The 11,944-nt window shown below is 65.0% G+C and carries 16 protein-coding genes and 1 rRNA gene; 11 read left to right on the top strand and 6 right to left on the bottom strand.

The window, feature by feature from the left end; all coding sequences use genetic code 11:
* Positions 1 to 27: 27 nt before the first annotated feature.
* Positions 28 to 807 (bottom strand): DUF3750 domain-containing protein, encoded by a 780-nt coding sequence (locus ABGX75_RS05235; protein WP_347411221.1) that lies wholly within the window; start codon positions 805 to 807, stop codon positions 28 to 30.
* Positions 808 to 956: 149 nt separating this feature from the next.
* On the opposite strand from ABGX75_RS05235, the gene ABGX75_RS05230 reads away from it, so the two are divergent.
* Positions 957 to 1,907, top strand: coding sequence for a co-chaperone YbbN (locus tag ABGX75_RS05230; protein ID WP_347411220.1), 951 nt, complete (start codon positions 957 to 959; stop codon positions 1,905 to 1,907).
* An 86-nt stretch (positions 1,908 to 1,993) separates the two neighbouring features.
* Here the strand turns inward: ABGX75_RS05230 and ABGX75_RS05225 are convergent, their stop codons facing one another.
* The gene (locus ABGX75_RS05225; protein WP_347411219.1) at positions 1,994 to 3,151 is read right to left on the bottom strand and encodes a PatB family C-S lyase; all 1,158 of its coding nucleotides are present in this window, start codon (positions 3,149 to 3,151) and stop codon (positions 1,994 to 1,996) included.
* Between the two features lie 39 nt (positions 3,152 to 3,190).
* Here ABGX75_RS05225 and ABGX75_RS05220 point away from each other — a divergent pair, with 39 nt between their 5' ends.
* The 7 genes from ABGX75_RS05220 (at position 3,191) to ABGX75_RS05190 (ending at position 7,075) form a co-directional block, all read left to right on the top strand.
* Positions 3,191 to 3,616 carry a hypothetical protein gene (locus tag ABGX75_RS05220; RefSeq protein ID WP_224114166.1) on the top strand — a complete coding sequence of 142 codons (426 nt, stop codon included), beginning with the start codon at positions 3,191 to 3,193 and terminating at the stop codon, positions 3,614 to 3,616.
* A 107-nt stretch (positions 3,617 to 3,723) separates the two neighbouring features.
* Positions 3,724 to 4,134 carry a thioesterase family protein gene (locus tag ABGX75_RS05215; RefSeq protein WP_035413127.1) on the top strand — a complete coding sequence of 137 codons (411 nt, stop codon included), beginning with the start codon at positions 3,724 to 3,726 and terminating at the stop codon, positions 4,132 to 4,134.
* Positions 4,131 to 4,601 carry a Cys-tRNA(Pro) deacylase gene (ybaK, locus tag ABGX75_RS05210; RefSeq protein WP_110062579.1) on the top strand — a complete coding sequence of 157 codons (471 nt, stop codon included), beginning with the start codon at positions 4,131 to 4,133 and terminating at the stop codon, positions 4,599 to 4,601. Before ABGX75_RS05215 ends, ybaK begins: the two co-directional genes overlap by 4 nt.
* A 21-nt stretch (positions 4,602 to 4,622) precedes the next feature.
* Positions 4,623 to 4,937: a hypothetical protein gene (locus tag ABGX75_RS05205; RefSeq protein WP_043558666.1), complete on the top strand. Its 315-nt coding sequence runs from the start codon at positions 4,623 to 4,625 to the stop codon at positions 4,935 to 4,937.
* Positions 4,921 to 5,442, top strand: coding sequence for a DUF501 domain-containing protein (locus ABGX75_RS05200; protein ID WP_011508330.1), 522 nt, complete (start codon positions 4,921 to 4,923; stop codon positions 5,440 to 5,442). Before ABGX75_RS05205 ends, ABGX75_RS05200 begins: the two co-directional genes overlap by 17 nt.
* Positions 5,443 to 5,470: 28 nt before the next feature.
* Positions 5,471 to 6,034: a TIGR00730 family Rossman fold protein gene (locus ABGX75_RS05195; RefSeq protein WP_287124374.1), complete on the top strand. Its 564-nt coding sequence runs from the start codon at positions 5,471 to 5,473 to the stop codon at positions 6,032 to 6,034.
* 69 nt (positions 6,035 to 6,103) lie between these two features.
* Positions 6,104 to 7,075: an NAD(P)H-quinone oxidoreductase gene (locus ABGX75_RS05190; RefSeq protein WP_347411218.1), complete on the top strand. Its 972-nt coding sequence runs from the start codon at positions 6,104 to 6,106 to the stop codon at positions 7,073 to 7,075.
* Between the two features lie 42 nt (positions 7,076 to 7,117).
* Here the strand turns inward: ABGX75_RS05190 and ABGX75_RS05185 are convergent, their stop codons facing one another.
* Entirely contained in the window at positions 7,118 to 7,615 is a 498-nt protein-coding gene (locus tag ABGX75_RS05185) for a hypothetical protein (protein ID WP_011508333.1), read from the bottom strand.
* A 119-nt stretch (positions 7,616 to 7,734) separates the two neighbouring features.
* Positions 7,735 to 8,244: a tetratricopeptide repeat protein gene (locus ABGX75_RS05180; protein WP_011508334.1), complete on the bottom strand. Its 510-nt coding sequence runs from the start codon at positions 8,242 to 8,244 to the stop codon at positions 7,735 to 7,737.
* A gap of 260 nt (positions 8,245 to 8,504) precedes the next feature.
* Here ABGX75_RS05180 and ABGX75_RS05175 point away from each other — a divergent pair, with 260 nt between their 5' ends.
* From ABGX75_RS05175 to ABGX75_RS05165, 3 genes are all read left to right on the top strand, one after another.
* A complete protein-coding gene (locus tag ABGX75_RS05175; protein ID WP_347411217.1) occupies positions 8,505 to 9,536 on the top strand; it encodes an NADP(H)-dependent aldo-keto reductase in 1,032 nt (343 codons plus the stop codon).
* A gap of 111 nt (positions 9,537 to 9,647) precedes the next feature.
* Positions 9,648 to 10,436, top strand: a complete 789-nt coding sequence (gene yaaA, locus ABGX75_RS05170) for a peroxide stress protein YaaA (protein WP_110062581.1) — start codon at positions 9,648 to 9,650, stop codon at positions 10,434 to 10,436.
* A 130-nt stretch (positions 10,437 to 10,566) separates the two neighbouring features.
* Positions 10,567 to 11,385, top strand: coding sequence for a TIM44-like domain-containing protein (locus ABGX75_RS05165; RefSeq protein WP_179153064.1), 819 nt, complete (start codon positions 10,567 to 10,569; stop codon positions 11,383 to 11,385).
* A gap of 95 nt (positions 11,386 to 11,480) precedes the next feature.
* Here ABGX75_RS05165 and ABGX75_RS05160 read toward each other — a convergent pair whose 3' ends face one another.
* Both ABGX75_RS05160 and rrf read right to left on the bottom strand, forming a co-directional pair.
* Entirely contained in the window at positions 11,481 to 11,681 is a 201-nt protein-coding gene (locus tag ABGX75_RS05160) for a hypothetical protein (RefSeq protein WP_011508338.1), read from the bottom strand.
* Between the two features lie 142 nt (positions 11,682 to 11,823).
* Positions 11,824 to 11,939: ribosomal RNA gene (gene rrf / locus ABGX75_RS05155) — 5S ribosomal RNA — on the bottom strand.
* Positions 11,940 to 11,944: the final 5 nt, after the last annotated feature.

Raw genomic sequence — 11,944 nt, 5'->3', positions numbered from 1 at the left:
CGCCCCGCCGGCGCGGTGACGTGCGGATCAATGATCTCCCTCTGCGTCGAGAGCCGCCATCCCCAGGCGCCCGACGCCTGGCAACTTGAGCGCCGGACGCGCGATATCCACCCCCAGCGTCAGCCCCATCAGTTGCCATTCGACGCCTTCGTCATAGGCCACCGTCAGCCCGAACAACCCGCCACCCAGCGAGACTTGATAGCCCGTACCGCTCGGTGCCCGAGCCCACCAGCCATCCAGCAGATAATCCTTGCCCACGGCGGTGGGCGGAAAGTCGACCTGCAGCTCCGGCACACGCCTCACCACCCAGGCCACGAAGGTATTGCTGTTCGGCCCCGGCCAGACGCGATAGCGCTGGGGTTCAGGATATGCCGCCACGGCATCGCGAATCGCGGGAATGGCCCGCTCGGCCGCCGTGCCGCTTACCTGGGCGATCAAGGTCGGCGCGCTACCGTACCAAGCACGGTCGGGCTGATCCGGGCGCGACGACACCGTGGGGCGTCGCCAGCCCAGCACCTGATGGACACGATAGTGCGTCGCGCCGGCCGCTTTCGTGGCGATCCAGGTATGTACGCCGAAGGCGCCCCGCCAGTCGAAGGCGCGGGCCGCATAGACCTGCACCAGGGCCTCCGGGTGCGCTTGCGGGGACGGCGCCAGCCCTGCCGACGAGCGATCCGCATGCGACCATGAGGCGCCCAGGTCGATGCGCTGGCTGGCCAGCATGTAGGCCGGCCCGGCCAGCAATAGCACCAGGATCACCAGCAGACTCACCGCCAGCCACACGCCCTTCTTGATCACTGGATGCATACACCTCTCCCGTTCGCTTGCAACGACCGCTCACTCTCCATCTCGCCCGATGCCGGCCGGGGCTTGAATCCTCATCGCGTGACCCGCATAAACGTGTGCAGTCACAACACGACCTCACGTTCATACGATACTACCGAAAGGCCATTGTCATGCCGATCATCGACCCTCGCACTGGCGAACCCCTCACGTCGTCTCAAGACGGTGATACCGGCGCCGACGCCGGCCGACCCAATGCTGGCGCACAGGACGCTTCGCAATTCATCGTCGATGTCGACATGTCCAACTTCCAGCAGGTCGTGCTGGAAGGCTCGATGCAAGGCCCGGTGCTGCTCGACAGCTGGGCGCCGTGGTGCGAACCGTGCAAGAACCTGATGCCGGTGCTCGAAAAGCTGGCCCGCGAGTATGGTGGTGCTTTCACCCTGGCCAAGCTGAACATCGAGGACAACCAAGAAATCGCCACGCAACTGGGGATTCGCTCGGTCCCCGACGTCAAGTTGATCGTGCAGGGCCAGCTCTACGACCAGTTTCAGGGAGCGCTCCCCGAGTCGCAGATCCGCGAGTGGCTGTCGCAGTACCTCAAGGCCCCCGAGGCGGCCGAGGCCACGCCCGAGGAAAAAGCGCAGCAGGCACTGGAGGCAGGGGACGCCACCACCGCACGCGGCATCTACGAGACACTGGTTCGGGAGTGGCCCGACCACCACGACTATCAGGTCGATCTCGCCGGCGCGCTGCTGGCGGAAGGCAAACCCGATGAGGCTCGTGCACTGCTCGACAACCTGCCGCCGGAGCATCGCGATGCCGCCAAGGCACGCGGTGTCCGTGCGCGACTCGATTTCGGCGAGGAGGCGCCCAGCGCCGCGGAAGTCGCCGAGCTGGGCGAGCGCGACGACAGCGAGGCACGCTTCAAGCGGGCCCTGCGGCAAGTCGCCGACGGCCAGTACGAAGCCGGCCTGGACGCCCTGCTGGCCCTGATGAAATCCGACCGCGCCTATGGCGACGACGTGGCCCGCAAGACACTGCTGCGGGTCTTCGATGCCCTGGGGGCCGACCACCCCTTGACGGTGGCCTATCGGCGCAAGATGTTCGCGCTGCTGTACTGAGCCCCGGGCGTACTTGCCCTGACAACCGCTTCACGACACGCGGGAGGCCCGATCGCAGGTCTCCCGCCTTTATCTGATGGTGTGCCTCATCCGTCGGCAGCAAGCCGGACGTCGAGCCGCTCCAGAGCTTGTTCGAGAAGGCTCGTGGGGGTGCCGAAATTGAGGCGCGCGAATCCCGGGCACCCGAAGTCGGCACCGTCGGAGAGCGCAACGCGTGCGGTTTCCAGCAGGTCTCGCTGCGGCGATGCGCCGAGGCCGGCATTGCGCAGGTCGAGCCAGGCCAGATAGGTCGCCTCGGGAGGCGACATCGCCACGCCGGGCCAGCGCGCCACGTGCTCGCGCAGGCACTGCAGGTTGGCATTGAGCGTGGTCAGCAGCTCGCGCCGCCAGGGCTCGCCATGCGCATAGGCCGCCTGGGTGGCGGTCATTCCCAGCACATTGACGTCGGGCAGCAGGCCGGCGGCCGCCTCACGGAAGCGACGCCGCAGCCCGGGATCGGGGATCACCGCACAGGCGCTGGACAACCCGGCGATGTTGAAGGTCTTGGACGGCGCCCACAGCGTCACGGTACGCTCGGCCAGGGCCGGCGACAGCGATGCCAGCGGCCGGTGCTTGCGCGAGGGGTCGAGGATCAGGTCGCAATGCAGCTCGTCGGAGACGACCAGCAGGTCATGGCGCTCGGCCAGTTCCCCCAAGGCCTGCAGTTCGCGCTCGTCCCAGACGCGGCCCGTGGGGTTGTGCGGATGGCACCATAGCAGCAGGCGCGTTTGAGGCGTGATGGCGGCTTCCAGCGCCTCGAGGTCGAGACACCAGGGGCCGCCCGCCACCTCGGGCTCGGCCAGCATCACGCGCTCGGCGACTCGCCCGCTGCGCTCGGCCACGCGCAAAAAAGGTGGATAGATCGGCGTGGCGGTCATCACCCCCTGCCCGGGACTGCAAAATGCCTGGGCCGCCAGGTGCAGAGCCGGCACCACGCCGGGCACCCAGACCTGCCAGTCGGGCTCGATCGACCAGCCGTAGTGGGTGGCGCTCCATTCGCACAGCGTCTCGTGCAAGGCATCGGTCACCCTGCCGTATCCGAAGACACCGTGCGCCACGCGAGACTGAAGCGCCGACACGACCTCCGGCGGCGACACGAAGTCCATGTCCGCCACCCACAGGGGCAGGACGTCATCGGCGTAACGCTGCCATTTCTGGGAAGGGTACTGCCGCCGATCCAGCGGCGTGGCAAAATCGTAATGCATGCTAGGACTCATCGACTCGGACGGAGAATACCTTCGAACATGCCTGAAACGCCGTTCTATGCCAAGGCCATGCGCGGCACCCCGCGTCTGGTGCGACACTGGCTGATGCTGGGGCAAGCCGACCCCGACCGCCTGGCGATGATTCTCGCCGATACCGCTCGCCTGGCGGGCCTGGGCGAGCCGGAAAGCGACCCCGACGGACAGACGCTCAGCGAATGGAGTGGCCCCCGCCAACCACCGCTATGGGCAGCGCGTACCGCGGTCTTCCTGCTCGTTCAGATGCCGGCCTGCCCGACGCCCGAGGACGAGGAAGATGCCTGCGCCTGGGCCTATTGCTGGTTGCGCAACCGAGAGTTCCACGATATCGACGCGGCTCGCAACGCGCTGCCCGCCCACCTGCGCGAACCGCTCGCCGGGGCGCTGGATGCCGCCTGGGCCGATCGCGAGGCCCAGCGCCTGATCTAGCCGAAGGTGCCAGCCGCCCCGGCACGACTTGACCGCTCGGCGCCACGCCTCGATGCTAGTTAGCCTGCAAACGCCCTTTTCCGACTGCGATGCCCGGGGGAAACACCATGTTCACACGCCGCGTGGAGCCGGCTTTCTATGACACCGATGCCCTCGGGCACATCAACAACACCCGCCTGCCCGCCTGGTTCGAGCTCGCCCGAAACGACGTGTTTCGTCTGTTCGTGCCCGATCTGGACCCACGCAAGTGGCCGTTGATCATGGCCAAGCTGGAAGTCGAGTTCCACGCCGAACTGTTCTATGGTCAGGAAGTCGAGATACGTACCTGGATTTCGCGTCTGGGCAACAGCTCCTTCACCGTGACCCAGGACGCGTGGCAGGACGAGCGTCTGGGCGCCCGGGGCCGGGTGGTGCTGGTGCATTACGATCATGCCGCGCGCGCGTCCGTGGCATTGACGGGCGAGTTGCGCGACGCCCTGGCCGCGCATCTGGTCAACGACGAGGAGGTCCACGCATGACGCCGGCCATCCGCCTGCTGGAGCGCCATGCCACGCCCCACGAGGTACTGCAGTACCCACACGACCCCAAGAACTCCGCCTATGGCGAGGAAGCGGCACACGCTCTGGGGCTGGCCCCGGAAAGCGTGTTCAAGACCCTGCTCGCGCAGCTCGATGACGGCCGCCTCGTCGTCGCCCTGGTGCCGGTCACGGCAACGCTCGACCTGAAACGACTGGCAAGCGCCGCGGGGGCGCGCAAGGCGAAGATGGCCGACCCCACCCTGGCCGAGCGCACCACGGGATACGTCGTGGGCGGCATCAGTCCGCTGGGGCAACGCAAGCGACTGCCCACCTTCGTCGACGAAAGCGCCGATACCCTGGCCGCGATGCATGTCAGCGGTGGCCGGCGCGGGCTGGAAATCCGCCTGGCCCCGAGCGCCCTGATCGGTCTGCTCGAGGCACGCACCGCGCCTCTGGCGCGGCACTGACGCCCACGCGAGGAACGCGCCATGGCGATTCGTTATGACTTGTGGCTCACGCCCGACGACCGACAGCGGCATCGCACGGTCGAAACGGCGCTGGAGCGCTTCTTCATCGCACGCTTCGCCGACTATCCTCACCTGCGGTTGCCCGGCGCTGATCCCTACGATTATGATGCTCCGTTCAATCGCCTGTATGACACGCTACTCGCCCGGGCACGCGACTACTGCGAACGTGAATGGCATTACGCACCGACGCCCGCGCAGCTCAATACGGCGTTCTTTCGAGCCGTTGCCCACTCGCCGAAATTCGTACTGGACCCCCACGATGGTGATTCGCCCTGAACAGGCGCCGGACGCGCGCCAACTGGCCATCATTACCCAGCAGCTGGGCCGTGCACCGCGCGGCATCCAGACCGTGGCCGCCGCCACGCAAGATGGCACACCGCTGGTGCTGCGCATGCACGCCATCGTCGACGACAAGCCCTTTCCCACCCTGTTCTGGCTGTGTTCCGAACGCCTGAAGATCGCCATTTCGCGCATCGAAGCCCAGGGCGTGATCAAGGCCCTCGAGGCACGCCTGCAGGAAGATCCCGAGTTTCTGGCCGACTACCGGCGTAGCCACGAGGATTATGTGGCGCAACGCTGGCGCTCGATGAGCGCGGCGGAGCGCGACATCGTCGAACATCGCGGCTATCGCGACCTCTTCACCCAGCGCGGCATCGGCGGCATCGCCAACTGGGAACAGGTGCGCTGTCTGCACACCCAATATGCCCATCATCTGTGCGGCGACAACGCCATCGGCCGCTGGATGGATGCCGAGCACGACGTGCTCGCCTGTCTGCGCTAGTCATCCTGTCATCTCGCTCAAGGAGGGAATCGTGCGCATCTGCATTTACATGGGATCCCGTGAAGGACACGACGACAGCTTCCGCCTCGCCGCCGAAACCCTCGGCCGGAGCATCGCCCGGCGTGGCTGGGGACTGGTCTATGGCGGCGCCCGGGTGGGGCTGATGGGCGCCGTGGCCGATGCCGCGCTGCGCGAGGGCGGCGAAGTCATCGGCGTCATTCCCCACCATCTGGTCGAGCGCGAAATGGCCCACGAGGGACTGACCCGGCTGCTGCGCGTCGATGACATGCACGCACGCAAGGCGGCCATGGCCGAGCACGCCGATGCCTTCATCGCGCTGCCAGGCGGGATCGGCACGCTCGAGGAACTGTTCGAGACCTGGACCTGGCAATATCTGGGGCTCCATGACAAGCCCATCGGCGTACTCGACGTGAACGGCTTCTATCGCCCATTATTGACATTCCTCGACCACACCGTCGAACACGGGTTTCTCAACCCCGAGACGCGGTCGCGATTGTTCGCTGCCGCCGATCCCGACCTGCTGCTCGAGCGCCTGGTGAGCGCGTATCACGCACAACCCGCGACCTCGTGAGAGGAGCGTTCGACACTGTCGGGAGCATGCCGCTCAGCCGTGGATCAACCGTTCAGGAGGAGACGCTCGATGTACGCCATTGCGATCGAAGACCAGAGGCTCGTCTGGCGGGAGCATGAAGCGCCGTCGAGCATTGCCGCCGACGCCGTGCGCATCGACGTCGCCTGGGCCGGCATGAACCGCGCGGATGCCATGCAGCGTGCGGGGCACTACCCGCCTCCCGAGGGCGAAAGCGAGATTCCCGGCCTGGAGGTCAGCGGCACGATCGCCGAAGTGGGTCGCGGCGTGGAACGCTTCAAGCCCGGCGACAAGGTCTGCGCCTTGCTCGCCGGGGGCGGCTATGCCGAGCAGGTCGTGGTCGCCGAGGCACAGGTGTTGCCCATTCCGACGAGCCTAGGCCTGCGTGAAGCCGCCGCCCTGCCGGAAGTCTTCGCCACGGCATGGCTCAACCTGTACATGGAAGGCGCCGTGCAACGCGGTGAGCGGGTGGTGCTGCACGCGGGAGCCAGCGGCGTGGGCACGGCGGCCATTCAACTGTGCCGAGCCTTCGGCAATCCCTGCTTCGTGACCGCCGGCAGCCAGACCAAGCTGGAGGCCTGTCAGCGCCTGGGCGCCGACGCCGGCTGGAACCGACACGACGGCAGCTTCGTCGAGCCCGTCAACGCCTGGGGCGGAGCCGACATGATCCTCGATCCGGTGGGCGGCGAATACATCGCGCAGGATCTGCAGATCCTCAATGCCGAGGGACGCCTGGTGGTGATCGGCCTGATGGCAGGCCGCGACGCGCAGGTCGACCTCGCCCGGCTGCTCATGAAGCGTCAGCGCATCATCGGCTCGACGCTCCGCTCGCGTTCGCCCCGTGCCAAGGGCGCCATTCTCGATGCGCTTCACGCCCACGTCTGGCCCAAGTTCGCCAGCGGCGAGATCACCCCGTTGATCGATCGTGTCTGGCCCATTCAGGAAGCCGACACGGCGATGCGCCACCTGACCGACAACGCCAACACGGGCAAGATACTGCTCAGCGTGAGCGGGGAAGGCTAGTCGACATAGCGGCCGATCGGCGACAGAGCGTATGGGCCAGCGTCAGGCGAGCCCCGCGGCGTCGCGGGTACGCTGGTAGGTCAGTTGCAGCAGCCGCGCATCCTCGCCGGCGCGATGGCGCTGGATGCCACGTTCGCGAATGATCGTTTCCTTCATGGCCCCCCAGCGCTCGAGCTGCGACTCATCGAGCAACCGGCGCAAGGCCTCGAGCCGAAAACGCGGCAGCATGCCGGCGTGATGGAACAATAGCGACAGCCAGGTGTTGTCATAGCCCCAGCTGTCGCTGTAGGCGATGCCTGCACTCGCCAGTTCGTCATTGAGCCAGCGCGCGACCTCGATGACGGGATGCCCCTCGCGATGCAGGCGCCCGCGCGAGATGCCATGCAGCAACTCCGCTTTCGGGTCCCAGTGGGTCCATTCTTCCAGGGGCTGGATGAGGAAGGCACAGGTACTGCCATCGGCCCGGGCCAAGCCGACTTCTATCGGATAGCTGCCACGCCCGAAACCGGACGCTTCGATATCGAGCAGGATCGGCAACACGTGGCGGCATTCCTCTTCAAAGCGATATCACGAACAGGCCATGACCCGCGGGCACGTGCGCGGGCATGACGCTCAGACTACGTGAACGCGGGATATGATGCGAGCCTCGGCGCCCTCGCTCAGTGCGTCAGCGAGGCAACCGGCTCCCCCGCTTCGCTTCGCTGGGCGCGCTCGGCGAGCGCCTCCCATTGTGCGGCGCGCCGGGAATCGACGGGCAGGCCGAGTTGCGCATGGCGATAGGCGTTGGCCATGCGTTCGGCGGCGAGTTCGTGACCGGCCTCGGCGGCACGCGCGTACCATGTCACGGCTTTCTCTTCACGACGCGCATACTGTGCACAGCCGTGCTCGTAGATGCGACCGGCCTGGTACTGGGCATGGACGTCACCGGCGTGCGCGGCCTGGAGCACATAACGTGCACCCTTGGCCTTGTCCTGGGGTGAGTTGCCACGGTGAAACAGCATATGGCCGTAAAACGACAGTGCAGCGGTGTGGCCGGCTTCGGCACAGCGCTGAAACAAACGCATCGTCAAACGATGCTTGCCGGGAGAGCGTGTCATCCAGCGGGCATGAAACAGTTGGGCTGCGAGACGGTATTCGAGCCGAATCAGCAGAGAGGATGCCTGTTGCATAACCATCGACCTTGAAGTCGTCGTAACCGAAAAGGTAAATAAACGATTGCGTCGGCTCGGGCTCTCCCTGCACGTGCCAACACCCCGGTTCAAACATCGTCGTTGCGCCGAACTACCTCTTGGATAACCCCTATCCCGGCCAACGGGGCGCCAAGCATACGCCTACCCCCGGGACGACTCAACCCCCCGGTTTGCCGCCCGCACGCCGCCCCGCTACCATGCCGATTCCACCCATCTTGTGAACCCGTGCGGAGACTCCGATGCAGACACGTCCTCTCGGCCAGACCGGCATGCATGTCAGCCGACTTTGCCTCGGCACCATGACCTTTGGCGAGCAGAACAGCGAGGCCGAAGCACACGCTCAGCTCGATCGCGCCACGGCCGCGGGCATCAATTTCATCGACACCGCCGAAATGTATCCCGTCCCGCCCAAGGCGGAAACGCAAGGACGCACCGAGGCGTACATCGGGAGCTGGCTCAAGGCACGTGGCAAGCGCGACGATCTGATTCTCGCGACCAAGGCAGCAGGGCCGGGGCTCGACCACATACGGGGCGGACCGCGCCTGACCCGCGACCATCTGCACCGCGCCGTCGACGACAGTCTGACGCGACTGCAGACCGACTATATCGACCTGTACCAGCTTCACTGGCCCGACCGTAACGCCAACTTCTTCGGCAAGCTGGGTTATCAGCATGACGAGAGCGAGAACGCCACTCCCCTGGCCGAATCCCTCCAGGCCTTGAAGGAGCTCGTCGACGCCGGCAAGATCCGCGCCATCGGCCTGTCCAACGAGACCCCCTGGGGCGTGATGCAGAGTCTGCGACTCGCCGACACCCTGGGCGTGCCGCGCGTGGCCAGCGTGCAGAACCCCTACAACCTGCTCAACCGCAGCTTCGAGGTGGGCCTGGCGGAAATCGCCCATCGCGAGGATGTCGGCTTGCTGGCTTATTCACCGCTGGCATTCGGCGCGCTGACCGGCAAATACCTCGATGGCGCACGGCCGCCCCAGGGACGCCTGACGTTGTTCGAACGCTTCCAGCGCTACACGTCGGACCTCGCCGAGAAGGCGATCCACGCCTATGTCGATATCGCCCGGGAGCACGGACTCGATCCCGCCCAGATGGCACTGGCCTACGTCAATTCACGCTCGTTCTTGACCAGCAACATCATCGGCGCGACCACGCTCGACCAGCTCGAGTCCAATCTGGCCAGCGAGACACTGACGCTGGATGACAGCGTGCTGGAAGCCATCGAAAACGTGCACCGTCAGCACCCCAACCCCTGCCCCTGATGCATGTCGAGCGTGTCTATCGAAACGATAGACACGCTGTCATCGGCCCCACCGGGACAGCTTGTTATACTGTTTGTAACGAGTCACACGATTTTGACGCGAGGACCGTGCATGCTGAGCGTGATATCACCGGCCAAGACGCTGGATTTCGAGACACCGCCGACGACGGCGACCTATACCCAACCCCAGTACCTCGAGCAAAGCGCCGAGCTGATCGAGATCCTGCGCGATTATTCGCCCCAGCGACTGTCCGAGCTGATGGGCATCAGCGACAAGCTGGCAGGACTGAACGCTGCGCGCTTCGCCGAGTGGGCTCCTCCCTTTTCGCCGGAGAACGCCAAGCCGGCCGTGCAGGCTTTCCAGGGCGACGTCTATCAGGGGCTGGATGCGGCCGCGTTCAGCGAGGCGGACAACGAAGTGGCACAGCGACGCCTGCGAATTCTCTCGGGTCTATATGGACTGCTGCGCCCCCTCGACTTGATCCAGCCCTATCGGCTCGAAATGGGCACCAAGCTGGCCAACCGGGCCGGCAAGGATCTTTACGCCTTCTGGCGCGAACGGCTCACTCAGGATCTTTCCAGGGCCGTGGAAGACAGCGGCACCCCTGTCCTGGTCAACCTGGCCTCCAACGAGTATTTCAAGGCCATCGATGCCAAGCGCTTGACCTGTCGTGTCATCACGCCAGTCTTCAAGGACGAGAAGAACGGCCAGTTCAAGATCGTCAGCTTCTATGCCAAGAAGGCACGCGGCCTCATGAGCGCCTGGATGATCAAGGAGCGCATCGATACCCCCGACGACCTGAAGGGCTTCGACGTTGCCGGTTATGCCTTCAATGCGGGCCTTTCCGAGGGCGATACCTGGGTCTTCACGCGCCGCGAGAGCGACGTGGCGGGCGCCTGATCGTGGCGGCGGGATCGCGGCATATCCCCGATATCCCCTCCGACCCACAGCGCTGATATCTTCAACGATGAATCCCCGCTAGAATCGAGAATCCGGGTTCACCCCCTTTCTCATTCTGCGGGAGATGCGCATGCGCAACCTTTTCGTAATGCTCGTGGTCGGCTTGCTGGGCTTCGGCCTGGCAGTCGACCATGCCGACGCCAGGCGGCTCGGCGGTGGCAAGAGCTTTGGCAGCTATTCACGTTCCGCGGATAGTCCTGCCGCAACGAGCCGCACGAATGCGGCAACTCCTCAGCGCCAGCCCAGCGCGGGTTTGTCGCGTTTCGCCGGTCCCTTTGCCGGCTTGCTCGCGGGAGGCTTGCTGGCCTCTCTGTTCTTCGGCGGTGCCTTCGATGGCATTCGCTTTCTCGATATCCTGCTGGTCGCGCTGATTGCCTGGTTCGCGTTCCGCCTGTTGCGGGCCCGTCGTGTGGCGACCAGCGAGGGACCACAGCATCAGGCACGCCAACCGCATCAAGAGGCGACTACCACGTCACCCTTCTCCAGTGCCGGCGCGTCCATGCCGAGCAGCGGCGCCACCCCAGAATGGTTCGACAAGGAACGTTTTCTGGGCGGAGCCAAGGAACACTTCATGACGCTTCAGCGTGCCTGGGACAATAACGACCTGGCTCGCATTCAAGAGTACGTCACGCCAACTCTCTACAACCTGCTGCGCGAGGAGCGGGCACAACAACCCGCAAACAATCGCACCGAAATCGTGCGCCTGTTCGCCGAGCTTGGCGACGTCAGGGAAATCGGTCAACAAGCCGAAGCCAGCGTGTTGTTTCACGGCGTTCTCGACGAAAATGGGGAACGCAACGAATTCAATGAAACCTGGCACCTGATTCGCGATTTACGCGAAGGCGCGCCCTGGTACGTCCAGGGAATCGAGCAGAACCCCGGCACCTGAACGCCAGCGCTCTTCAACGGCGTTCTACCCTACCCACCATGAAAAAGGCCGGACATCTGTCCGGCCTTTTCGGTATTACACGACTCAGGATAGCATCAGTTCTGGGCGTCTTCGGCAGCGTCCTGAATGTCCTCACCCGCATCTTCCATGCTGTCACCCGCGTTGTCCATGGCATCATCCACGGACTCGCCGGCTTCTTCGGCCGGCCCTTCATCGTTGTCGCAGGCAACGACACCGAAGGCGGTCATTCCAATCACCAGCATCAGCGCCAGCTTCTTGAGCCATTCACTACGCATCGGTTCTCTCTCCTTTGAGGTGGGTGCTTACTCCATGTACGCCTTTACTAAAGCACAGGCCCCGCTCACAGGCAAACGCTGCTCCACCCGCCCACGAAAAAACCCCCGCTGGCCTGGGCCAACGGGGGTTTCCGGAATAAGTGCCTGACGATGACCTACTCTCGCATGGGGAGGCCCCACACTACCATCGGCGCTGAGCGGTTTCACTGCTGAGTTCGGCATGGGGTCAGGTGGGACCCGCTCGCTATGGTCGTCAGGCGGAA

The organism is Chromohalobacter sp. (assembly GCF_039830575.1).
Taxonomy (GTDB): Bacteria; Pseudomonadota; Gammaproteobacteria; order Pseudomonadales; family Halomonadaceae; genus Chromohalobacter; species Chromohalobacter israelensis.
This window is presented reverse-complemented; position numbering and strand designations above follow the sequence as displayed.